We start from the raw sequence: 23633 nt of genomic DNA, 5'->3' as shown, positions 1-23633 counted from the left end.
GGCACATGCCCAAAAAGTCCCAGTCGCGCGCCACGGCCACGGCCGCGGCCGCCACCGCCGTCCTGCTCGCCTCCTCCCTCGCCGCGTGCGGCGGCAGCGACACCAAGGACACCGAAGACGCGGACCTGACGGCCCAGAAGCTGTCGTGGGAGGACTGTCCGGCGCCGTCCGCCGCCGAAGGAGGCGGTGACGCCCCCTCCCCGCTGCCCGGCGGCGCCGAGTGGCAGTGCGCCACCATGAAGGCGCCCCTGGACTGGTCGAAGCCCAAGGGCGACACGATCGACATCGCGCTCATCAAGGCGGCCGCGAGCGGTGACAAGGACAAGCGCATCGGCTCCCTCGTCTTCAACTTCGGCGGCCCCGGCGGCTCGGGCATCACCACGCTGCCCGCCTTCGGAGAGGACTACGCCAAGCTGCGCACCCGCTACGACCTGGTGAGCTTCGACCCGCGGGGCGTCGGCCGCAGCGCGGGCATCAAGTGCGAGGACGACGAACAGCTGGACGAGTACTTCCAGCAGGACTCCACGCCCGACGACGACGCCGAGAAGACGAAGCTCGTCGACAACGTGAAGGCCTTCAACGGCGCCTGCGAGAAGAACTCCGGCAAGACGCTGCCGCACGTCCGCACCACCGACGCGGCCCGCGACATGGACCTGATGCGCCAGGTCCTCGGCGACGACAAGCTGCACTACTTCGGCATCTCCTACGGCACCGAACTCGGCGGCGTCTACGCACACTTGTTCCCCAAGAAGGTGGGCCGGGCCGTCTTCGACGCGGTCGTCGACCCCACGCAGACCGCCGAACAGGGCTCCCTGGGCCAGGCCAAGGGCTTCCAGCGCGCGCTCGACAACTTCGCGAAGGACTGCACGTCCAAGGTGGAGGACTGCCCGGTCGGCGACTCGGAGCGGGACGTCAAGGACAGGATCGCGAAGCTGCTCAAGGACCTCGACGAGAAGCCGATCACCGGCCTCCCGCCCCGGAAGTTGACCCAGACCGCCGCCACCAACGGCATCGCGCAGTCCCTGTACTCCAAGGACTTCTGGCCGTACCTCACCCAGGGCCTCGAAGAGGCCTACGACGGCGACGGCAAGATCCTGATGCTGCTCTCCGACTCGATGAACGGGCGCAACGAGGACGGCGAGTACAGCAACATCCAGGCCGCCAACGTCTCCATCAACTGCGCGGACGACAAGGCGCGTTACACCACGCGCTACGTCGAGGAGAAGCTCCCCGAGTTCCGCGAGGTGTCGCCGCTGTTCGGCGACTATCTGGCGTGGGGCATGGTCGGCTGCACCGACTGGGCCGTCGAGGGCCAGGCCGACCACCCCGACGTCGGCGCCGATGGCGCGCCGCCGATCCTCGTCATCGGCAACACCGGCGACCCGGCCACGCCGTACGAGGGCGCGCGCAAGATGGCGCAGGCGCTCGGCAAGGGCGTCGGCGTCGAGCTGACGTACAAGGGCGAGGGGCACGGGGCGTACGACAGCAAGGACAAGTGCGTGCGGCGGAACGTCGACGACTACCTGCTGGAGGGGACGGTCCCGAAGGCGGGGACGGTCTGCGGCTGATCACGCCGCACGGGCCCACGGCCGACCACGCCGCACCGGCCCACGGCCGACCACGCCGCACGGGCCCGCGGCCGAGCACACCAAACCCGTCCGACCCGCCAAACCCGCCCAAGTCGCTGTCAGTGGTCCCGCCTACTATGGCCTGACTGTCTTCCAAGGGGGGAAGCGTCTCCATGCAGCGTTTCGTACGGTCCGCGGCCATGGCCGCCGCGGGAGTTCTGGTGGCGGGCCTCGCCGCAGGCTGCGGCGGCTCGTCCGACGACGGCGGGGAGGACGGCAAGGGCGGCAAGGACGGCGCCGGCAAGGGCCTCGCCTCCCAGAAGCTGGACTGGGGCCGCTGCAAGGCGTCCGAGGGGTCTCCCGCGCCGGGCGCCGACTGGCAGTGCTCGACGCTGAAGGTCCCGCTGGACCACACGAAGCCGGACGGCGAGACGATCGGCGTCGCCCTGATCCGCGCCAAGAGCACCGGCAAGGGCGACCGCATCGGCTCCCTCGTCTTCAACTTCGGCGGCCCCGGCGGCTCGGGCGTCTCCGGGCTCCCCTCCTTCGCCGACTCGTACGACAAGCTCCGCGAGCGGTACGACCTGGTGAGCTTCGACCCGCGCGGCGTCGCGGGCAGCGAGGGCGTGCGCTGCCGTGACGACAAGGCGACGCAGGCCGCCGAGCAGAAGGTCGACCTCACCCCGGACACCCCGGCCGAGGAGAAGGCGTACTTCGAGGACGCCGCGGACTTCGGCGCGGGCTGCGCGAAGGGCTCGAAGAAGCTCATCGGGCACATCTCGACGGTGGACGCCGCCCGCGACCTGGACCTCCTTCGCCAAGTCCTCGGCGACGACAAGCTGCACTACTTCGGCGTCTCGTACGGCACCGAACTCGGCGGCACGTACGCCCACTTGTTCCCGGGGCGCGTCGGCCGCCTCATGTTCGACGCGGTCGTCGACCCGAGCGCGGACTCGATCGGCCACGCGGAGAACCAGGCGCGGGGCTTCCAGCGCGCCCTCGACAACTACTTCAAGTCCCGCGGCCAGGACCCGGAGGAGGGCTCCGCGAAGGTTGCGAAGCTGCTGAAGCGCCTGGACGCCGAGCCGATGCGCGCCTCGGGCGAGAGGAAGCTGACCGAGTCCCTCGCGAGCACGGGCATCCTGGTCACGCTCTACAGCAAGCAGACCTGGCCGGTCCTCACCCGCGCCCTTGAGGACGCCGAGAAGGGCGACGGATCGTCGCTGCTCCAGCTCGCCGACGCCTACAACGAACGCGACCCCTCCGGGCGCTACAGCACACAGAGCCACTCGCAGCGGGCCATCTCCTGCCTGGACTCCAAGGGGCGGTCGACCCCGGAGGAGGCGAAGAAGCGCCTGGACCGGTTCCGTGAGATCTCGCCGGTCTTCGGCGGGTTCCTGGGCTGGGACACGGCCGGCTGGTGCCACGACTGGCCGGTGGCCGGGCAGCACGACTCCCCCGAGGTGAGCGCGCCGGGCGCCGCCCCGATCCTCGTCGTGGGCAACACGGGCGACCCCGCGACGCCGTACGAGGGCGCCCGCAGGATGGCGGACGAGCTCGGCAAGGACGTCGGCGTCCACGTGACCTGGAAGGGCGAGGGCCACGGGGCGTACGGCAACGGCAGCGCGTGCATCGACGGCACGATCGACGACTACCTGCTGAACGGCAAGGTGCCGAAGGACGGCAAGGTCTGCTCATGAGAAAAGGCCCCGCTCACCAAAGGTGAGCGGGGCCTTTTCAGCAGGTCAGTACACCGGCTTGTCGGGCTCGATCTGGTTCACCCAGCCGATCACGCCGCCGCCCACGTGCACCGCGTCGGCGAACCCCGCGGACTTCAGCACCGCGAGGACCTCCGCACTGCGGACGCCCGTCTTGCAGTGCAGGACGATCTTCTTGTCCTGCGGGAGGTCCTGGAGGGCGTTGCCCATGAGGAACTCGTTCTTCGGGATCAGCTTGGCGCCGGGGATCGAGACGATCTCGTACTCGTTGATCTCGCGGACGTCGATGATCTCGATGTTCTCGCCGTCGTCGATCCACTCCTTGAGCTGCTTGGGAGTGATCGTCGAACCGGCCGCCGCCTCCTGGGCCTCCTCGGAGACGACGCCGCAGAAGGCCTCGTAATCGATGAGCTCGGTGACGGTGGGGTTCTCGCCGCAGACCGCGCAGTCGGGGTCCTTGCGGACCTTGACCTGGCGGTACTGCATCTCCAGGGCGTCGTAGATCATCAGGCGGCCGACCAGCGGCTCACCCGTGCCCGTGAGGACCTTGATCGCCTCGGTGACCTGGATGGAGCCGATCGACGCGCACAGCACGCCGAGCACGCCGCCCTCGGCGCAGGACGGGACCATGCCGGGCGGCGGGGGCTCCGGGTAGAGGCAGCGGTAGCACGGGCCGTGCTCGCTCCAGAAGACGGAGGCCTGGCCGTCGAAGCGGTAGATCGAGCCCCAGACGTACGGCTTGTTGAGGAGCACGCACGCGTCGTTGACCAGGTAGCGGGTCGCGAAGTTGTCCGTGCCGTCGACGATCAGGTCGTACTGGCTGAAGATGTCCATCACGTTGTCGGCCTCGAGCCGCTCTTCGTGCAGGATCACGTTCACGTACGGGTTGATGCCGAGGACCGAGTCCTTCGCGGACTCCGCCTTGGAGCGGCCGATGTCCGCCTGGCTGTGGATGATCTGGCGCTGCAGGTTGGACTCGTCGACCTCGTCGAACTCGACGATGCCGAGGGTGCCGACACCGGCCGCGGCCAGGTACATCAGCGCCGGTGACCCGAGGCCGCCGGCGCCCACACAGAGCACCTTGGCGTTCTTCAGCCGCTTCTGCCCGTCCATCCCGACATCCGGGATGATCAGGTGGCGGGAGTACCTGCGGACCTCGTCGACGGTGAGCTCAGATGCGGGCTCGACCAGGGGTGGCAGCGACACGGGGACTCCGTTGGTCGGTTCCTACGTACGGTTGTTCTTTCCGTAACACTGCCACGCCCTTCTTCATTCCGAGACACCTGTTCCGATACGCGAGACGATTTCGTCCCAGTAACCGGGCATGGACTCCCAGGGGTCGCCGTGGCCGCCCCCGTCCACGCGGTCCGTGAAGTAGATCGTGGAGGCCCCCTGCCAGCGCGCGATGCGCAGCGCCTCCTCCAGATGCCCGCGCGGCATGCCGTGCACGAAGTGGCAGAAGCGCTCGGGCGGATAGTCGGCGGTCCACTCGGCCACCTGCGACCAGCGGTAGTCGCTCCAGGGGCCCGCGAAGGTCACCAACTGGTCGCCCGTTTCGGCATATCCGGGGTACGGATGGGTGCCGTGCCCGAGCACGATGTGCGCGTCGTCGATCAGGGCGCGCAAGGTCGTGACGGTCCTGCGCACCTCCGGGAGCGAGGCGCGCTCCGTCGGGCAGCGGTCAAGGGAGAAGCCGTCGACCTGGTACCAGTCGAGGTAGCGGTGCGCGTCCGAGACCAGCTCGCCGAAGGAGCGCGCGCCGTACGTCATGTCGAGGTGACCCAGCACACGGACGCCCGCGTTGCGGAGGCGGCCCGCCGCTTCGAGGCAGTGCGGGTCGGGCCGTTCACCCGGGCCGTTCGCGACATTCAGGACAACCCACTTCAAAGGGGTGCCGGGGCGGGTGAGTTCGGACCATTCGGCGGGGGCGACGAGCGGGTGGGCGAAGCCCGGAATGCCGAAGCCGATGCGTACGTCGGTGCTCGCGGCGCCCCTGGCGGTCCTGGTCAGATGCGGCATGCGGCCTCCATCCAGATATCGGCCAATGACTCTTCGAGGTTGATCCGGGGCCGCCAGCCGAGTCGGTCGCGGGCGGTGCGCACGTCGGCCTGCTGCCAGCTGCCGCAGCCGTCCGGGTAGGGGTACGCGGCCGGGGCCCCGTGGTCTGATTCGGAGCGGGGGTGGCCGATGGATGGCCGCACGGGCACCTGGTCCAGTTCGTGCAGCGCGCCGCCGTACCCCGCGACGCGGGCCAGGACCGCGGCCGCGTCCCGCAGCCGCACGGCACGGCCCGCGCCGATGTTCACGATGCCCTGGGCCGCCGAGAGCGAGGCGGCGTGCACGGCGCGCGCCACATCGCGTACGTCGACGAAGTCCCGTTGCACGCCGAGTCCCCCGAGCTTGAGTTCGCCGTCGCCGGCCTGCATCGCGCGCCGCATGGCCTCGGCGAGCCGGCCGAGCGGCGATCCCGCGGGCGTGCCGGGGCCCGCGGGCGAGAAGACCCGCAGCACCACGGCGTCGAGCCCGGAGCCGAGCACCAGCTCGGTGGCGGCCAGCTTGCTGACGCCGTAGGGCCCGCCGGGCCGCGGCACGGCGTCCTCGGCCGTCGAGGAGCCCGGCTGGCTCGGCCCGTACTCGGCGCCGCAGCCCAGCTGCACGAGCCGCGCTCCGCAGCCGCTGCGGCGCAGGGCCTCGCAGATGGTGGCGACGGCGACGGTGTTGTGCCGGGTCAGCTCGCGGGCGCCGCCCCGCGTGGCGCCCGCGCAGTTGATGACGACGCCCGGGTGCACGGCGTCGAGGAAGCGGGTGAGCGCGCCGGGGCTGCCGCTGGCGAGGTCGAACCGCACGTCCGAGTCGTCGCCGCGGCCGAGCGCGGTGAGCTGCACCGCCGGGTCGGCGAGCAGCCGGTCGGCCACGAACCGGCCGAGGTATCCGTTGGCTCCGATCAGCAGCACCCTCATCGGGCGCCTCCCGGGGTGGCCGCTCGGAGGCGGAGTCGGCTGCGGGTGGTCATCTGGTGTTCTCCTTAGAGGTATTGCCGTGGGTCACGGGGTAAGGCCCGCGGTGTCGGCCCCGCGGGAGAGTGGTCTTGCCGGTCTGCGGACCCGCGGCTCACGGCGACTCGCCGGGTCCCGCGTGGGCCGAGGCCAGGGTCAGGGTCCTGGCCGCGTGGACCAGGAGGGTGAGCGCCGCGGCGCCGCACGCGGCGGCCGGTACGGCGCCGGGGCCCCAGGCCTCGACGGCCGCGGCGACGGGCGCGGCCACCGCGTCGCAGCCGGGCAGGCGGCCCACGAACACGAGCGCGAGGGCGGCCAGTTCGGCCGCGCCCGCGGCGCCGAGGAGCAGCGCCGGGGACCGGGTGAAGCCGTACACGCCGAGGAGCCGCGCGAGCAGCAGCAGCGCGCCGAGCGCACCGGCTCCGACGAGCGCGGAGGCACCGCCGGATCCGCCGCCCCAGCCGCCGCCCGAGGCTCCGAGCAGCGCGTCCGACACCGCGAGCAGGGGCGCCAGTACCGCGAGGAAGAGCACGACCACGCCGAGCAGCAACGGCCTTACAGAGGAGGCGAATTCGTCGAGGCCACGGCTGGCGCCGAGCCGTCCCCTGGCCCGTACGGCGAAGAGGCGGGCGCACCAGGTCGCGGGCGCGACGGCGAGGGCGAGCGCGAGGACGGCGGCGACGGCCGGTTCCCAGAGGCCGCCTGGCCCGTCGGCGCCGCCCGCGACGGCGCCCTTCAACAGGCCGTCGCCGAGCAGGGCGTACGCGAGGAGCCAGCAGACCCACGCGCGCGTGGCCGACGTCGGGTGGGTGGGGGCGCGCAGCGGGCCGTACCGCAGGGCGATCCGCAGGGCCACGGCCACGGCGAGTGCGCCGCCGAGCGCGACCGCGACGCGCGTGCTTCCGGTGCCGAGGGCGAGCCCGGCCACGGCTGCCGCGCACACGAGTCCGGGCAGCAGCGAGAACAGGGCCCATCCGGCGGGCACTTCGGGCAGATCTTGTCCGCGTACGTCACTGGGTCGACCGAAGGCCGTGGTCCCTATGTCGTCGTCGCCGCGAGGCACGCGCGCGTACATCTCCTCGGCCAGGGCGAACACGTCCCGGTGCCGGAAGCGGGCGGCCGTCCGGTCGGTCACGCCGTGCGCTTCGAGGCCCGCCGCGATCTCCAACGGGTCGACGGCGCGCTCGCAGAGTTCGCGGTGGCGGTGCATCAGGGCCTTGACGGGGTCGGCGGCCCCGCGCCGGGCGGCCTTGCCCCGGTCGGTCCGGGCACGGGCCAGCCGCGCGCTGACGCCACGACTCAACCGCCCTGGAACGCCTTGAACTTGGCCGTAACCTTCTTGGCCTTGGCCTTCTTGCCCTTCTTGCCCTTGGCCCTCTTGCCCTTGGCCTTCTTGGCCTTGACCTTCGCCCTCCCCGAGCCAATTCCACCCGCTGTCCCCGTCGCCCTCGCCCCCGGCATCCCGCGGGCCCGGCAGATCAGACCCCGGCAGATCAGGCACCGACAGGTCAGACCCCGGCAGATCGGGCACCGTCAGATCAGACACCGGCGTCAGCGCCGCCTCCATCAGGAGTTCCTCCGAACGGGAGTCCCAGCCGGTGGCCCCCTCCGGAGCTCGCGGCGCGTCCACGGCACCCACCGTGCCCACGGCGCCCACAGTCCCCACCGCACCCTGCTGTCGTCTCATACCGCCGCCCCCTTCAACTCGTCCTGCTCATCGCTCTCTTGAGGCACCGCCCAGCTGGGCACCCCGGGGACCGCCCCGCCGCCTTCCGCCGCGCCGGACGCGGGTCCCACCGCGACCGCCCACCGCCCCGGCACATACGCCTCCGCGGGATTCGCGAACGGCACCGGCTCGCCCGACTCGTCCACCGCATCCCTCCGCACCGGACAGTGCGAGACGATCTCCAGGTAAATGCCCCTAAATGCCTCGACGTTCTGCTCGACGGTGAAGAGTTCGAGGGCCCGCGCCCGCGCCGCCGCCCCCAGCCGCTCGCACCGCTCCGGATCGCGCAGCAGCGCCACGCACGCCTCCGCGAGCGCCCGCGGATTGCGCGGCGGCACCACGAGTCCCGTGCCGCCGATGACCTCCACCACCGCGCCGACGTCCGTCGAGACGGTCGCCCGGCCGCAGAACATCGCCTCGACCAGGCTGATCGGAAAGCCCTCGACGACACTGGAGAGCACCACCACACCGCAGGACGCGTACGCATCCGCGAGTTCCGGCACCTCGGGCCCGCCGATCTCCTCGAAGGAGACGGGGTTGTCGCCGACGGCGTGGACGCCCTCCGCCTCGTCGGGGAAGAGCTGCGCGGCCAGCGCCCTGCAGTGCGCGAGATACGCCGCGGCCTCGGGCCCTTCGGCGGGCGCCCCGACGATCCGCAGCCGTGCCTTCGGCGCCTCCTTGCGGATCTCCGCGAAGGCGTGGAGAAGCGAGATCAGGTCCTTGGCGGGCTCGATGCGGCCGACCCACAGCAGCGTGTCGGGGTCGGCGGCGAAGGCGTCGTAACCCCCCTCGCCGATCTCCGAGAATCGTCCCGACTCCATGCCGGGGTAGACCGTGCGCAGCTTGGCCCGGTCGGCGCCGCACCGCTCCTGCCAGCGCCTGGCGTGGGTGTTGCCGGGGGTGATGACCGTCGCCTTGTCGTACACCTCGGCGGCGAGGAGGCCGTGGAAGGAGGCGAGCAGCGCACGCGCCGGCGCACTCAGGTCCATGTCGCCCGCGGCGAGGTAGTGCGCCCGCAGCTGCACGCCGTACTCGGTCACGAGCAGCGGGACCCCGGCGAAGTACTTGGCGAGCAGTCCGGGCAGCGCCGCGGGGCCACCGGCGGTGGCGTGGCAGAGGTCGACCGCGCCGAGCGCGTCCTCCGCGTACCAGTCGAGGGAGAGCGGCCGCAGCGCCCGCTCCATGTGGCCCGCGACGGCGAGCAGATCGGGCACGCGCGCGCCGCGGGCGGCCCGCAGCGCGCCGGGCGCACGGCAGGCGCGCTCCAGTGCGCGGACGGGGAACTCGGAGCGCAGCGCGCCCACAAGGCCGCCCTCGTCGCGGGCGAGTTCGGCGAGGCCGTACAGCGCGCCGCCGAACCGGGACAGCGCGCTGCCGAAACGGTCCGCCACAGCGCCGCGAGCCGCCTGCGCACCGGCCGCCGAGCCGCCGGAACCCGCACCCGAACCGGAACCCGCACCTGAACCCGCACCCGCACCGGAACCCGGGACTGAACCGAAGGCGTCACCGCCCCGGCACACCACGTCCGCCAGCTCCCCGAAGCACTCCGCGAACCGCCGCCGCGCCCGCCGCCCGCGCCCGCCTCGGGGCCCGGCGCCGCAGAGCGCATCGTCGTCGACGGTCCACAGCGGAGCCGTGCGCACCCGGGTCACCTGGGGCGGCAGTTCGACCCAGCCCCGCGCCTCCTGCCGCGCGCTGCGGCTGAGGGCGTAGACGTCGAACTCGTGCTGCCCGAGCCCGCGCACGAGCCGGTCGCACCAGAGCCGGGCCTCACCGCTCACATACGGATAGCCACCCTCCGTAAGCAGTCCGACGCGCACGAGCGCACCCCCGATCTCCCGTTTGGGGAGCCGCCGTTGGACCGGCGGCTCGCAGCGGGACGAACGTAAGCGGTCATGCCGGTGGCGCGATGGACGGTTGTCCATCGCGCCACCAAAAGGGGTGAACGGTCGTAACTTTCCCGCGCCGGTAGCGTTCCGTCGCGCTATAGCGCCCCAGAAGCCCCATTTGGCTACGGAGGGTCAGGCTGCGGCCAGCTCCTTGCGGGCCGCCCGCCGCCGCGCCGCCGCCTCCGGATCGAGCGCGGGCACGGCCGCGAGCAGCCGCCGCGTGTACGGATCGCGCGGTGATCCATAGACCTCGTCGACGGTTCCGTACTCGACGACCCGCCCCTTCCGCATCACCGCGACCCGGTCGCTGACCTGCCGCACCACCGCGAGGTCGTGCGCGACGAAGACCAGCGCGAGCCCCAGCTCCCGCTGCAACTCGGCGAGCAGCGCGGTCACCTGGGCCTGGGTCGTCACGTCGAGCGCCGACACCGGTTCGTCGCACACGATGAGCCGCGGATCGGCGGCGAGCGCCCGCGCGATGCCGACGCGCTGCCGCTGACCGCCGCTGAACTCGTGCGGATAGCGGTCGTAGTGCGCCGGTTCGAGTCCGACGCGCTCCAGGAGCTCGCGGACGCGCTCGCGTACGAAGGTGTCGCTCTCGCCCCGCGCGCGCAGCGGGTCGGCGATGGACTCGCCGACGGAGCGCCGCGGGTTGAGGGAGGCGACGGGGTCCTGGAACACCATCTGCACCCCGGGCACCACGCGCCCGCCGGGCTTCTCCGCACCCCCGTGACGGAGTTGCCCTGCGGTCGGCGCCAACAGGCCCACGAGCATGCGCCCGAGCGTGGTCTTTCCGCTGCCGCTCTCGCCCACGACGCCGAGGGTCTCCCCGCGGCGGACGGTGAGCGAGACGTCGTCGACGGCGGTGACCGCGCGCTTGCCGCGGCCGAACTCCCGCCGCAGCCCGACGGCTTCGAGCACGACCTCGGCCTCGACCCCGCCGTCGCTCTCCCCCGCGCGGGAGGCGTCCCGCGGCGCGTCCACCCGCGGCACGGCCTTCAACAGCTCCTGCGTGTAGGCCTGCCGGGGCGCCACCAGCACCTCCTGGACCGCCCCGCGCTCCACCGCGCGACCGCCCCGCATGACCAGGACCTCGTCGACGCTCTCCGCGGCGACGCCCACGTCGTGCGTGACCAGGAGCAACCCCATGCCGGACTCGTCCCGCAGCGTGTGCAGCAGGTCGAGGATCTGGGCCTGGACGGTGACGTCGAGCGCGGTGGTCGGCTCGTCGGCGACCAGCAGCGCGGGCTCACAGGCCAACGCCATGGCGATGAGCGTGCGTTGACGCATGCCGCCGCTGAACTCGTGCGGGCGCGAGCGGGCGCGGCGCGCGGCGTCGGGGATGCCGACCCGGTCGAGCACCTCCACGGCACGCGCGCGTGCCGCCCGCCGCGACGCCCCCGTGTGCACGCGGTACACCTCGGCGATCTGGTCGCCCACCGCGTAGTAGGGGTCGAGGGAGGACAGCGGGTCCTGGAAGACCATCGCCGCCTTCCCGCCGCGCAGCCGCCGCAGTTCGGCGTCGGACGCCTCTTGTACGTCGATGCCGTCGACCAGGACCGACCCGCCGACGCGCGCGCCCGTGCCCCGGTGGAGCCCGAGCAGCGCGGAGGCCACGGTCGACTTGCCGGACCCCGACTCGCCGACGAGGGCGAGCGCGCCGCCCGCCTCCAGCGTGAAGGAGAGCCCGTCGACGGCGCGGACGCCGGAGCCGAACTCCACGCTCAGGTCGGCGACTTGGACAAGACTCACACCACTCACACCACTCACACCGTTCACACCACTCACACCGTTCACACCACTCAGATCACTCACGTCACTCACGTAAGGACCACCCGTCGGTCGGCCACCGCGTACAGCACGTCCGCGACGGCATTGGCGAGCACCACGAAGAAGCCGGTGACCAGGACCATCCCGACGACCACCGGCAGGTCGACGACCTTGACCGCGTGCACGAGCTCGCGCCCGATGCCGGGAAGACCGAACAGCGTCTCGCTGAGCACCGCGCCCCCGAACATCGACCCGAAGTCATTGGCGGTCAGCGCGATGACGGGCGCGACGGCGCCCCGCAGCGCGTGCTTCCCGATGATCGACCGCTCCCCCACGCCGTACGCGCGGAAGGTCCGCACATGGTCGTCGGCAAGCGTTTCCAGCATCGAGGAGCGGGTCAGGCGCGCGTACTTGGCGGCCTCGATCAGCGCGAGCGAGAGCCAGGGCAGGAGCAGGTTCCACGCCCACTGCGTCGGATCGTCCGCGAAGTCGACGTACTGCGGGAAGGGCAGCCACTGAAGCTGTCCGCAGACCACGATCATCAGCAGCAGACCGATCACGAAGACCGGCGTGGCGGTGCCCACGAGCGTGACGGCGGTGAGCACGCGCTCGCTGAGCCTGCCGCGCCGCCAGGCGGAGAGCACGCCGGTGCCGACGCCGAGGATCAGCCACATGACCATCGCGCCGAGCGCCAGCGACGCCGTGACCGGCAGCTTCGCCACGATCAGCGCGGTGACCTGCTGGTCGCTCTGGTAGGAGATCCCGAGGCAGGGCGCGGCGCAGTGCTCGGTGCCCGTGCCGGTCGAGTAGTCCTGGCCGACGACGATGCCCTGCAGGAAGTCCCAGTACCGGACGTAGAGCGGGTCGTCGAGCCGCAACTGCTCGGCGACCTGCTGGACTTGGGCGGGCGAGCAGCGCGGACCGCAGGTGATCTGGGCGACGTTGCCCGGCGCCGCGTAGAACACCACGTAAATGATCACGGAGATGGCGAGGAGCGTGACGACGGCACCGACGGCACGCCGCAGGAGGAATCCGGTCATGCGCGGGCCTCCCGCTTCCGCCCCGTCCCGATCCGCAGCCGCGACGCGGCCCGCGGATCGAGCGCCGTACGCACGCCGTCGCCGAGGACGGTGAGCGCGAACACGGTCACGAACAGCGCGCCCGCGGGCAACAGCAGGTACTGCGGCGCCGCCTGGTACCAGACGTCAGCGGCGGTGAGCATCTGTCCCCACGAGGCGGTCGGCGGCTTCACGCCCACGCCGAGGAAGGACAGCGCGGCCTCGACCGTGATGTTCACGGGCACGAGCAGCGCGGCGTACGTGATGACGGGCGCGGCGAGCGCGGGCAGCAGCTCGCGCCGGGCGATCCGCAGGGTGCTCCAGCCGCTGAGCCGCGCGGCGGCGACGTAGTCGAGCTCCTTGAGCGTGACCGTCTGGGCACGCACGATCTTGGCCACGTTGCCCCAGGCGACGAGCCCGATGACCAGGGCGACGAGCACCGGCCGCGGGAACCCGGCGGGCACGACCGCCATCAGCGCGAGCGCGAGGACCACCAGCGGCAGGGCCACGATGACATCGGTGGCGCGGCTGAGCGCCTGGTCCACCCAGCGGTTGCCGAGCCCGGCCGCGATGCCGACCGCGACACCGATGAACACCTGCACGACGGTCGCGGCGAGCGCGACGCCGAGCGAGACCCGCGCCCCGTACACGAGGCGCGCGAAGAGGTCGCGCCCGGTCTGCGGCTCGACGCCGAGCCAGTGCTCGCCGCTGATCCCGCCGAAGGAGCCGATCGGCACACCGCCGCGCGCCGAGTCGATGAGATCCGGGTGGTACGTGGTGGGGTCCTGCCCCTCGACGGCGGTGAGCAGCGGCGCCCCCAGCGCCACGAGGACGAGCAGCGCGACGACGCCCGCCGCGACGAGGGCGGCGCGCTGCTCGCGCAGCCGCCCCCAGAAGACCGAGCCGAACGTCACGACGACTTCACCGCGACCTGCGAGACGTCGAGGACACCGGTCCAGTCGCTGATGACGACGTTCTTGACGTCCTTGCCGTACAGGCGCTTGTAGACGGGGTGGAAGAGCGGCACGGTCAGCGCCTTCTCGCCGATCTTCTTGTCGAGGGCGCCCCAGCGCTCGGCGGCGGCCTTGAGGTCGGTCAGCTTGTTGATCTCGTCGATCTCGTCGTTGACGGACTTGTCGTTCAGGAAGCCGGAGTTGAAGTTGGCGCCGCCCTTCACGATCTGCCGCCCGTCGAAGATCGGGGCGAGGAAGGGGCCGCCGGAGGGCCAGTCGGCGCCCCAGTGGCCGAGGAAGAGGCCGGGCTCGTCCTTGGCGCTGTGCACCTTGTCCGAGTAGTCGTTCTCCTCCAGGCCCTGGAGCTTGACGGTGATGCCGGCCTTCTTGAGCGCGTCCTGGACGGCGGTCGCGATCTCGGGGCTGGTCTCGAAGTCCTTGGCGTTGGAGTGCGTGAGCGTGATGGTGAGCCCGTCCTTGTGACCGGCCTCCTTCAGCAGCTCCTTGGCCTTCTGCGGGTTGCCGGAGGTGCCCGCGGGGAAGTGGTCGTACTTCGTGTGGCCGAAGGACTTCTGGTTGGGCAGGAAGGTGGTGGCGGGCTCGGCGAGCGCGGAGCCGCCGGCGGCGTTGATCACCGAGGAGCGGTCCACGGCGTACGAGATGGCCTGCCGCACCTTCGGGTCGTCGAAGGGCTTCACCTTCGGGTTGAAGGCGAGGTAATTGGTGTACCCGAAGTGCCCGGTGCCGACGTGCGAGGCCAGCTCCTTGTCGCCGGTGACCTTGGCGAGTTCGGCGGGGCCGAGGTTGGTGTCGGTGGTGACGGCGGCGGCGTCCGCGCCCTGGCCCGCGGAGAGCCGCTGGTTGATGACGGACGAGTCGAGCCCGGAGCGCACGTCGATGGAGTCCGGGTAGGCCTTGCGCTCCGGGTCGTTCTCGGCGGACCAGTGCGGGTTGCGCTCCAGGCGCAGCCGCTCGCCGTCGTTCTCGTTCTTGACAACCTTGTACGGGCCCGAGGAGACCGGGTGCTCCTCGTACTTGGTGCCCTTGTCCTTGGCCTTCGGCACGGGCGCGAACGACGTCTGTGTGGCCACGTAGTCGAAATCGCCCACGGGCTTGTTCAGATGGAAGACGATCGTCCGTTCGTCCGGCGTCTCGACCGACTTCAGGCCGCCCTTGCTCTTGTACGGCCCTTCGTAGTCGGCGCCCCCGATCAGCCAGTCCCTCAAGAAGGGTGCGCCACCGGACAGTTCGGCCGCGAAGGACCGCTCGATGCCGTACTTGATGTCGGCGGTCGTGATCGGCGAGCCGTCCTCGTACTTGAGCCCCTTCTTCAGGGTGTACGTCCACACGGTGGCGTTCTTGCTCGGCTTGCCCAGACCCGCGGCGAGGTCGGGGACGACCTCCGTGCCCTTGGCGCCGTCCTCGCGGTTGCGGGTGGTCAGCGTACGGAAGACCAGGCTCGGCACGTTGCCGCCGCCGGAGGTGTAGAGCCGCGCCGGGTCGAAGTCGGTCTGCGGGTCGCGGTTGAGGACGGTGAGCGTGCCGCCCTTGGCCGGCTTGCCGCCGTCACCGCTCCTGGCGTCGTTGTCCTTCGGGCCCGCGCAGGCGGCGGCGCCCGAGGCCAGGACCAGGCTGACGGATGCCGCTGCCACGCGGCGGGCTATGACGGACGATCGACGCATCGGAAAGGGACCTCTCGGGGGTTGGGTGAAAAAGGGAGCGACAGGGCTCACCCCGGGAAAGGCGTGGGAGAAAACGGCATGAGGATGCGGAAAGCAGCCAGGAGCCTGAGAAAAGCGACGCACTCGCCGGGGCGGGCGTCAGCAACAGTGGATGTCGGCCACGCAGAGCGCGGTCACGCCGAACAGCGCCAGCTCAATGGCGGCGCTCGTAGGGGCGTGACGGTTCGACATGCGGAGAAATATGAACGAACTTCCGACGGATGTCAAAGCGGCGTCCACGGCGTCCGTCGGCCGCCGCCCCACCTCGTGCTCAACTCTTGGGGAAGACCCAGGGGTTGGCCTTGCACTTGATCCCGTCGTGATCAAGGAACTTGGTCTGCTGCTGCATGACGGGCGCGAGGTCCCCGTCCTTCTGGCAGTCCGTGTGGTTGAAGCCGAGCCGGTGCCCGACCTCATGGTTGATCAACATCTGGCGGTACGGGTGGATGGCGTTGCCGAACTCCTTCTTGACGGCATCGCCGTAGGTCTTCGCGCCCTGTGCCCACCGATAGGCATTGATCATCACGCGTTCCGTCGCCGCGGAATCGCAACTGACGTTGTCCTGGGTCGTGTCGAGACCGGATTTCGCACACCATGTCGCGGTCGTTCCCGGACTCGCGAGCGTAATGACGAAATCGGGGTGGCCGGAGGATATCCGCTCGAAAGTCCGGGCTCCTCCGTGGGCCCAACTCCGGTCGTCGTTCAGGGTCTTCTGCACGGCCTGGGCGAAGAGCCCGCCGTCCAGGCCGAGCCCCTTCTCCACGTCGACGCGATAGCGGAACTTCCGCCCCTTGCCGGGCGCCTTGTCGAATCCGGATATCGCCTCGAAGTCGCCGGACGCCTTGAGTTTCGCGTCCAGCGGGAATCTTTTGCCCATCTGGTGCTCGTACGTCACCGCGGCCGGCTCGGGATCGTCGGCGGGCGTCGGGCGGCGGTCCGATCGCGAGGCGGGGTCGTCGGTGTCGCGCGCGCCGCCACCGGGGGCGGCCTTGGCCCCGGTGTCCGAGCCCTGCGGCCCGTCGGCGACCTGTCCGGCCACGACGACCGCGAGCACGGTGGTCACCGCGGCGGCCGCGATACCGGTGAAGGCGCGGCCCTTGCCGCCCTTCTTGCCGCCGCCGTCACCGTCGCCGTCCACCGGGGGCCCGTCGCCGCCGTCGAAGAAGTCACCGCTCCTGGCGTCGAGTTCGAGCTCGGCGGCGTCGTCCCAGTCGGTGACGGAAGCGTACGGGTCGCCGGGGCGGGCCTGCGGCTGCGCCTCGTCGGGGAAGGCCGCCATGTAGTCCTTGCGGGGACCGGGAACGCGGGCCCCGGGGGCGCCGGGCCCCACCCCGACACGAGGACCGCCGCCGGTACCGGTGACATCACCCCAGCCACCGCCGGGCTCCCGCTGCTCGGGGTGCCCGCCGCGGACGTGAGGCACCCCGTGGGGCGGAGTCGGGGGACGCGGCACGCCGTGCGCGGGGGTGCCGTGCGCGGGGGTGCCATGCGCAGGAGTCCCATGCGCAGGAGTCCCGTCCGCCTCAGGGGCGCGCCTGCGGCGCCCCGTGCCGGGACCGGGCTGAGGGCCCACGCCATGCGAAAGCGGTATGCCCGAGGTGCTGGTGTTGTCAGTCGTGTCTGCCGGACCGCGGCGGCTGTGACGTCCCACGCCCCGCCTCAGCTCCCCGAACCCGCGCGCGAGGCACTCTCTTCGGAGGCGCCCTCCTTGGAGGCCCCCTCCTCGGAAGCACTCACCCTGGAGCCGCTCAACTCACCCGTGTCGACGAGCAGTTCACGAAATGCGGTGGCCACGGTCTCCGGATACTCCATCATCGCCACATGCCCCGCATCGGGCAGCGTAAGGAGCCGCGATTCACGGAACGCGGCGGCCGCCTTGCGCGCCATGCGGTACGAGACGAGCAGATCGCGCCCGCCGTAGACGAGCAGGGTCGGCGCGAGCACCCGCTCGGCCTGCCGCCACAGACCGTGCTGGCCGCCCAGCGTGTACGCGTTCACGATGCCGCGCGCCGAGCGGGCCATCGCGTCCCAGAAATAAGGGAGTTGGAGCCTGCGCTCCATCTCCCGCACCGCGGCGCTGAATCCTTCCGGCGTCACCCTGCCCGGGTCGCCGTAACAGAGCCCCATGACGCCGCGCACCCGCTGCTCGGCCGTCCACTCCTTGGTCAGACGAGTGAAGAGACCGGCGACGCCCGGCACCGCGAGCAGCCCGGTCGGCATCGCCGTGCGCTGCACCCGCAGCTCGGGCAGCGCGGGCGAGACCAGCGTCAACGTACGCACGAGGTCGGGGCGGACCGCCGCGACGCGTGTGGTGACGGCGCCGCCCAGCGAGTTCCCGAAGAGGTGGACGGGGCCGCGGGCGCGGGCGTCGAGGTAACGGATGACCGCGCGGGCGTGCCCGGTGACGGAGTAGTCGCCGTCGTCCGGTGGCGGGGAGTCCCCGAAGCCGGGCAGGTCGACGGCCTCGCAGTCGACGACGCCCGCCAGGAGCGGCATCAGCGCAGACCAGTTCTGCGAGGACCCGCCGAGCCCGTGCACGAACAGCGCGGGGGCGAGGCCGGCCCGCGTCGAGGGCCGGGACCGCACGTTCAACGTGAGTCCTGGCAGGCCGACCGAGTCGAGCCGTTCCCCCTCCGCGACCGCCACGGCACCCGGCTTGGGCGCGGCAGCGGTGGCCAGCAGGTTCGGCAGCTCGGTCGAAGACATGCGGCAATGTTACGAGACGATCACGCGGTAGTTCACGTGTTCGCCGTCACAGATGGCCCCGGGACCGCGTAGCGCCTCGTCCGGGTGTCTCCTACGCTCGAAGTTGCTCACGAACCGCAAGGGAAGAGAGCCACACATGACCGTCGACCCGACCGATCCCGACACCTTCGAGATGGAAGAGCCCGCGACCGAGACCGACGTCGAGTCTCCGGAGGCGGACTCCGCGGAGCAGCACACCGACCTCACCCCCAGCCGGGACGACTCCCTGAAGGACGCCGACCGGGGCGCCGCCGACGAAGGCGACCTCGCCGAGCAGGCCCGCGTCGTCAGCATCGACGAGGACGACTACCGCTGAGGGGCGGCGAGAAAGCGGGGCCCCGACCTGGGCCTGACGGTATTTGCCCTGCTACGCACCGCAGCGGAGCCCTTCTGCGGCGGTCCAGTCCGTGAAATTCTGCGCTCGCACCGCGCACATCACTGTTACCGAAAAGTACGATGGCGACGCGGCGCACACCGCACATCGGACGATTTGGGAGGCGGCGTGACAGCCATCGAGCAGACAGAGGCGGCACGCCCGCGGGGCACACGCCTGCCGCGCCGTGCCCGCCGGAACCAGCTCCTCGGAGCGGCCCAGGAAGTGTTCGTCGCGCAGGGGTACCACGCCGCGGCGATGGACGACATCGCCGAGCGCGCCGGCGTCAGCAAGCCCGTGCTGTACCAGCACTTCCCGGGCAAGCTGGACCTCTACCTGGCCTTGCTCGACCAGCACTGCGAGTCACTGCTGCAGTCGGTCCGTACGGCACTGGCGTCCACCTCCGACAACAAGCTCCGCGTCGCCGCGACGATGGACGCCTACTTCGCGTACGTCGAGGACGAGGGCGGCGCCTTCCGCCTGGTCTTCGAGTCCGACCTGACGAACGAGCCCGCGGTCCGCGAGCGCGTGGAGCGCGTCACGCTCCAGTGCGCGGAGGCGATCTGCGAGGTCATCGCCGAGGACACCGGCCTGCCCAAGGACGAGGCGATGCTCCTCGCCGTCGGCCTCGGCGGGTACTCGCAGGTCGTCGCCCGGTACTGGCTCTCCAGCGGCAGCACGGTCCCGCGGGAGAAGGCGGTGCAGCTCCTCACGTCGCTCGCCTGGCGCGGCATCGCGGGCTTCCCGCTGCACGGCACGGAAGGCCACTGAGCCCTCGCGCTTTTGTTCCCGTCCGGTGTTCGCTACCGGCGTGCACGGCCGCGGCCTTTCCCGTCCCCTCACCGGGCTAATGTGTGCTGGGTACGGCGCGGACGGCCGCGCACAGACTGACCGTCGGAGGGACAAAGCCGTGGAGGTCAAGATCGGCGTGCAGCACGCGCCCCGCGAGATCGTGCTGGAGAGCGGCCAGAGCGCCGAGGAAGTCGAGCGCGCCGTGTCCGAGGCCCTGTCCGGCAAGGCACCGCTGCTGAGCCTGGTCGACGACCACGGCCGCAAGGTCCTGGTTCCGGCCGAGCGCCTCGCGTATGTGGAGCTGGGCGAGCCGACCGCGCGCAAGGTGGGCTTCAGCGCCCTGTAGGGCACTTGGTGGATCTTGTCGGAACGGCCCGGTGGTTCTCAACCACCGGGCCGTTCCTGTGTGTTGTACGAGGTGCGGCCGCGGTCGGCCGATCATGGAGGGTTGCGTTCCGACCGCCCGGGGTAGACCGGCTACGACCGATTTGCACCTGGCCGCGAGGGAGGGCACCACCGTGATTCTGGAAGCACTCGGCGCCACACTGCTCGGCCTCGCACTGGCATGGGCCGCCGCACACCGTCTGGGCCACCGCCTGCCCGCCCGCAGCCTGGTCCTGTCGACGGGGCCCGCGGGCGCCCTGATCGGCGCCTTCATCACCCACATGACCCTGGGCCCGGGCCACACCCCGGCCACCCTCGCAGGAGCGGTAGCGGTCTCGGCGGCGCTCCTGTCCCTCCTGATCCGCCCGACCCGCGGCAGACTGCGCCACTCGGCGACGGCGTAGGAGCCGCCCCGCAGAGAAGCGCCCCGTCAGGGGCGCGGGGAACTGCGCGACAAGCCCAGGACAACCCGCACCCGACAGAGCACCGTCACAAAATCCGCTTACGCCGCCAGGCCAAGCGCAGCCATCCGCTTCGTGTGCGCCTCGGTGATCCGCGAGAACATCCGCCCGACCTCCGCGAGGTCGAACCCGTCGGCCACGCCCCCGACCAGCATGGTCGACAACGCGTCCCGGTCGGCGACCACCCGCTGCGACTGCGAAAGCGCCTCGCCCATCAGCCGCCGGGCCCACAGCGCGAGCCGCCCGCCCACACGCGGGTCCGCCTCGATCGCGGCCCGCACCTTCTCCACGGCGAAGCTGGCGTGCCCCGTGTCGTCGAGGACGCCGAGCACGAGCTCGCGCGTATCGGCGTCGAGCCTGGCCGCGACCTCCCGGTAGAAGTCACTGGCGATCGAGTCGCCCACGTACGCCTTGACCAGGCCCTCCAGCCAGTCGGACGGCGCGGTCTGGCGGTGGAAGCCGTCCAGCGCGGCGACGAACGGCTCCATGGCCTCGGTCGGGTCCGCCCCGATCGCCGAGAGCCGGTCCCGCAGCTGCTCGAAGTGGTGGAACTCCGCCGACGCCATCTTCGCCAGCTCCGCCTTGTCACCGAGCGTCGGCGCCAGCTTCGCGTCCTCCGCGAGCCGCTCGAACGCCGCGAGCTCCCCGTAGGCGAGCGCCCCGAGAAGGTCAACGACCGCGGCGCGGTAGTGGGGCTCGGCGGAAGCTTTCGCCCAGTCCTGGGCGGCGACTCCGGTGGGCTCGGGGGCGGATTCAGCGGCAGTGTCAGGCGTCTCCATGAAGCGCACAATAGCCCGCCTGCCGTAAGGCGTAAGTCCCTGGTCAGTCACTGTGACGACGACCATGTGACGAATTCGCCGGACACGCATGCGAGATTCCGGGGTACAGTGGTAATGCGCCCGCCGAATATTCGACGGGCCGTACGAATGAGGATGCCCGGTCGGTGGCCCGATCGGCTCCGACCCGACAGCCCTCCAGGCGGTGCGCACAGGTGCGCACGGCATGAGGAGGGAACCTCAGCGGTACGAGCGCTCGAGCGCCGGCAGTGGTCCCGCGCCCCCGGCCCGCCCCACAAGCGGCCGGCGGTACCGGCACGGTCACGACCCCCAGCGTTCGCCTCGCACCGCGTCTCACAGAAGAGGCACTGCCCTGACTACGACTTTCCGAGAGCTCGGAATCCTTTCCGAGACGGCCGAGGCCCTTGAGGCCGTCGGCATCATCAACCCCTTCCCCATCCAGGAGATGACGCTCCCCGTCGCCCTTTCCGGCACGGACGTCATCGGCCAGGCCAAGACCGGCACCGGCAAGACCCTCGGCTTCGGACTCCCGATCCTCGAGCGCGTCACCGTCCCCGCCGATGTCGAGGCGGGCCGCGCGCAGCCCGAGCAGCTGACCGAGGCGCCGCAGGCCCTCGTCGTCGTTCCCACGCGCGAGCTCTGCCAGCAGGTGACGAACGACCTCCTGACCGCCGGCAAGGCGCGCAACGTCCGCGTCCTCGCCATATACGGCGGCCGTGCCTACGAACCCCAGGTCGAGGCCCTCAAGAAGGGCGTCGACGTGGTCGTCGGCACCCCGGGCCGGCTGCTCGACCTCGCGGGCCAGCGCAAGCTCGACCTCAAGCACGTCAAGTGCCTGGTCCTCGACGAGGCCGACGAGATGCTCGACCTGGGCTTCCTGCCCGACGTCGAACGGATCATCAACATGCTTCCGGCGAAGCGCCAGACGATGCTGTTCTCGGCGACCATGCCGGGCGCGGTCATCGGCCTCGCGCGTCGCTACATGTCGCAGCCGACGCACATCCGCGCCACCGCGCCGGACGACGAGGGCCAGACCGTCGCGAACACGAAGCAGTTCGTGTACCGCGCCCACAGCATGGACAAGCCCGAGATGGTCTCGCGCATCCTGCAGGCCGAGGGCCGCGGACTCGCGATGATCTTCTGCCGTACGAAGCGGACGGCCGCCGACATCGCGGAGCAGCTGGAGCGCCGTGGCTTCGCCTCGGGCGCCGTGCACGGCGACCTCGGCCAGGGCGCCCGCGAGCAGGCGCTGCGCGCGTTCCGCAACGGCAAGGTGGACGTGCTGGTCTGCACGGACGTCGCCGCGCGAGGCATCGACGTCGGTGGCGTCACGCACGTCATCAACTACCAGTCCCCCGAGGACGAGAAGACGTACCTGCACCGCATCGGCCGTACCGGCCGCGCGGGCGCGTCCGGTACGGCGATCACGCTGGTCGACTGGGACGACATCCCGCGCTGGCAGCTGATCAACAAGGCGCTCGACCTGGGCTTCAACGACCCGGTCGAGACGTACTCCAGCTCGCCGCACCTCTTCGAGGACCTGGACATCCCGGCGGGCACCAAGGGTGTCCTGCCGCGCGCCGAGCGGACCCGTGCGGGTCTGGGCGCGGAGGAGATCGAGGACCTCGGCGAGACCGGTGGCCGCGGCCGCGGTGGCCGTTCCGGCGGACGCGGGCAGGACCGCGACCGCTCGGGCCGCGCGGGTTCCGCGCCCGCCGAGCGCGAGCGCCCCGCGCGCACCCCGCGCCGTCGCCGTCGTACGCGTGCCGGCAGCCCGCTGGACGCCACCGCGACGAACGCCGTCGCCCCGACCGAGGCCGCCGCTCCGGTGGCTCCGGAGGCCGAGGCCACCACCGCTTCGGAGCCGCGCACCCCGCGCCGTCGCCGTCGCACCCGTGGCGGAGCGGCGTCGGAGGCCCTGGCCACGGCCGAAGGCACGGTCGTCGAGACCGAGGCTCCCGCGCCTGCCGCCGCTCCGGCCGCCGCTGCCGAGGCCGAGGCCCCGGCGGAGAAGCCGAAGCGCCGCACCCGTACCCGCAAGACCGCCGAGAAGGTGGCCGAGGCCGCCGCTCCCGAGGTCACCGCGGTGGCGGAGACCGAGGCCGAGGCCCCGGCCGCCAAGCCGCGCCGCCGCACCCGCAAGGCCGCGGAAGCCGCCGTCGCCACGGCGGAGGGCACCCCGGAGCCGGTCGAGGCCCCCGAGAAGCCGAAGCGCCGTACGCGCAAGGCGGCCGAGACGGTGGCCGAGGCGGCCGTCCCGGAGGCCGACGCGGACGCGGAGAAGCCCAAGCGCCGTACGCGCAAGACGGCGGCGAAGGCCGTCGCCCCGGAGGCCGAGGCCCCGGCCGAGACGGAGAAGCCCAAGCGCCGCACCCGCAAGGCCGTGGCCGACGCCGCGGTCGCGGAGGCCGAGACGGAGAAGCCGAAGCGCCGTACGCGCAAGACGGCGGAGACGGTGGCCGAGGCGGCGGTCCCTGACGCGACGGAGGCGGAGAAGCCCAAGCGCCGCACCCGCAAGACCGCGGCGAAGGCCGTCGAGACGGTCGCCCCGGAGGCCGAGGCCGAGAAGCCGAAGCGCCGTACCCGCAAGACGGCGGAGACGGTGGCCGAGGCGGCGGTCCCTGACGCGACGGAGGCGGAGAAGCCCAAGCGCCGCACCCGCAAGACCGCGGCGAAGGCCGT

General features: G+C 71.7%; 21 protein-coding genes. 7 read left to right on the top strand and 14 right to left on the bottom strand.

Features of this window, described 5'->3' with window-relative positions; genetic code table 11:
* Positions 1-5 precede the first annotated feature (5 nt).
* Both AB0B50_RS10560 and AB0B50_RS10555 read left to right on the top strand, forming a co-directional pair.
* A complete protein-coding gene (locus AB0B50_RS10560; protein WP_362328484.1) occupies positions 6-1568 on the top strand; it encodes an alpha/beta hydrolase in 1563 nt (520 codons plus the stop codon).
* Positions 1569-1741: 173 nt separating this feature from the next.
* A complete protein-coding gene (locus AB0B50_RS10555) occupies positions 1742-3268 on the top strand; it encodes an alpha/beta hydrolase (RefSeq protein ID WP_362328482.1) in 1527 nt (508 codons plus the stop codon).
* A 45-nt stretch (positions 3269-3313) separates the two neighbouring features.
* Here the strand turns inward: AB0B50_RS10555 and moeZ are convergent, their stop codons facing one another.
* The 13 genes from moeZ to AB0B50_RS10490 form a co-directional block, all read right to left on the bottom strand.
* Positions 3314-4492, bottom strand: coding sequence for an adenylyltransferase/sulfurtransferase MoeZ (moeZ, locus tag AB0B50_RS10550; RefSeq protein ID WP_362328480.1), 1179 nt, complete (start codon positions 4490-4492; stop codon positions 3314-3316).
* A 63-nt stretch (positions 4493-4555) separates the two neighbouring features.
* Complete coding sequence (locus AB0B50_RS10545; protein WP_362328479.1) at positions 4556-5305, bottom strand: spherulation-specific family 4 protein; 750 nt, start codon at positions 5303-5305, stop codon at positions 4556-4558.
* Positions 5293-6246 carry an NAD-dependent epimerase/dehydratase family protein gene (locus tag AB0B50_RS10540; RefSeq protein ID WP_362328477.1) on the bottom strand — a complete coding sequence of 318 codons (954 nt, stop codon included), beginning with the start codon at positions 6244-6246 and terminating at the stop codon, positions 5293-5295. The genes AB0B50_RS10545 and AB0B50_RS10540 overlap by 13 nt, the downstream gene beginning before the upstream one ends.
* A 151-nt stretch (positions 6247-6397) precedes the next feature.
* A complete protein-coding gene (locus AB0B50_RS10535) occupies positions 6398-7585 on the bottom strand; it encodes a hypothetical protein (protein ID WP_362328475.1) in 1188 nt (395 codons plus the stop codon).
* A complete protein-coding gene (locus AB0B50_RS10530) occupies positions 7582-7743 on the bottom strand; it encodes a hypothetical protein (protein WP_362328473.1) in 162 nt (53 codons plus the stop codon). The genes AB0B50_RS10535 and AB0B50_RS10530 overlap by 4 nt, the downstream gene beginning before the upstream one ends.
* A 222-nt stretch (positions 7744-7965) precedes the next feature.
* A complete protein-coding gene (locus AB0B50_RS10525; RefSeq protein WP_362328471.1) occupies positions 7966-9828 on the bottom strand; it encodes a glycosyltransferase in 1863 nt (620 codons plus the stop codon).
* A 201-nt stretch (positions 9829-10029) separates the two neighbouring features.
* Positions 10030-11649, bottom strand: coding sequence for an ABC transporter ATP-binding protein (locus AB0B50_RS10520; RefSeq protein WP_362328469.1), 1620 nt, complete (start codon positions 11647-11649; stop codon positions 10030-10032).
* A 68-nt stretch (positions 11650-11717) separates the two neighbouring features.
* Positions 11718-12707 carry an ABC transporter permease gene (locus AB0B50_RS10515; protein WP_362328467.1) on the bottom strand — a complete coding sequence of 330 codons (990 nt, stop codon included), beginning with the start codon at positions 12705-12707 and terminating at the stop codon, positions 11718-11720.
* Positions 12704-13639 carry an ABC transporter permease gene (locus tag AB0B50_RS10510; protein ID WP_362328465.1) on the bottom strand — a complete coding sequence of 312 codons (936 nt, stop codon included), beginning with the start codon at positions 13637-13639 and terminating at the stop codon, positions 12704-12706. The genes AB0B50_RS10515 and AB0B50_RS10510 overlap by 4 nt, the downstream gene beginning before the upstream one ends.
* The gene (locus AB0B50_RS10505; RefSeq protein WP_362328463.1) at positions 13636-15360 is read right to left on the bottom strand and encodes an ABC transporter substrate-binding protein; all 1725 of its coding nucleotides are present in this window, start codon (positions 15358-15360) and stop codon (positions 13636-13638) included. Before AB0B50_RS10505 ends, AB0B50_RS10510 begins: the two co-directional genes overlap by 4 nt.
* A gap of 138 nt (positions 15361-15498) precedes the next feature.
* Complete coding sequence (locus AB0B50_RS10500; RefSeq protein WP_362328461.1) at positions 15499-15591, bottom strand: Ms4533A family Cys-rich leader peptide; 93 nt, start codon at positions 15589-15591, stop codon at positions 15499-15501.
* A gap of 79 nt (positions 15592-15670) precedes the next feature.
* Positions 15671-17050, bottom strand: a complete 1380-nt coding sequence (locus AB0B50_RS10495) for a DUF3152 domain-containing protein (protein ID WP_362328459.1) — start codon at positions 17048-17050, stop codon at positions 15671-15673.
* Positions 17051-17058: 8 nt separating this feature from the next.
* Positions 17059-18105 carry an alpha/beta hydrolase gene (locus AB0B50_RS10490; RefSeq protein ID WP_362328457.1) on the bottom strand — a complete coding sequence of 349 codons (1047 nt, stop codon included), beginning with the start codon at positions 18103-18105 and terminating at the stop codon, positions 17059-17061.
* Positions 18106-18241: 136 nt separating this feature from the next.
* On the opposite strand from AB0B50_RS10490, the gene AB0B50_RS10485 reads away from it, so the two are divergent.
* From AB0B50_RS10485 to AB0B50_RS10470, 4 genes are all read left to right on the top strand, one after another.
* The gene (locus tag AB0B50_RS10485) at positions 18242-18460 is read left to right on the top strand and encodes a hypothetical protein (protein ID WP_362328455.1); all 219 of its coding nucleotides are present in this window, start codon (positions 18242-18244) and stop codon (positions 18458-18460) included.
* Positions 18461-18646: 186 nt separating this feature from the next.
* Positions 18647-19288 carry a TetR/AcrR family transcriptional regulator gene (locus tag AB0B50_RS10480; protein WP_362328453.1) on the top strand — a complete coding sequence of 214 codons (642 nt, stop codon included), beginning with the start codon at positions 18647-18649 and terminating at the stop codon, positions 19286-19288.
* A 139-nt stretch (positions 19289-19427) separates the two neighbouring features.
* Entirely contained in the window at positions 19428-19655 is a 228-nt protein-coding gene (locus AB0B50_RS10475; protein WP_362328451.1) for a DUF3107 domain-containing protein, read from the top strand.
* 172 nt (positions 19656-19827) lie between these two features.
* Positions 19828-20097 (top strand): hypothetical protein, encoded by a 270-nt coding sequence (locus tag AB0B50_RS10470; protein WP_362328449.1) that lies wholly within the window; start codon positions 19828-19830, stop codon positions 20095-20097.
* 98 nt (positions 20098-20195) lie between these two features.
* Here AB0B50_RS10470 and AB0B50_RS10465 read toward each other — a convergent pair whose 3' ends face one another.
* Positions 20196-20933, bottom strand: coding sequence for a ferritin-like fold-containing protein (locus AB0B50_RS10465; protein ID WP_362328447.1), 738 nt, complete (start codon positions 20931-20933; stop codon positions 20196-20198).
* A gap of 463 nt (positions 20934-21396) precedes the next feature.
* Here AB0B50_RS10465 and AB0B50_RS10460 point away from each other — a divergent pair.
* Positions 21397-23633, top strand: a 2237-nt coding sequence (locus AB0B50_RS10460; protein WP_362328445.1) for a DEAD/DEAH box helicase, incomplete at its 3' end; no start/stop codon positions are given.

The organism is Streptomyces sp. NPDC041068, from assembly GCF_040647455.1.
GTDB lineage: Bacteria > Actinomycetota > Actinomycetes > Streptomycetales > Streptomycetaceae > Streptomyces.
This window is presented reverse-complemented; position numbering and strand designations above follow the sequence as displayed.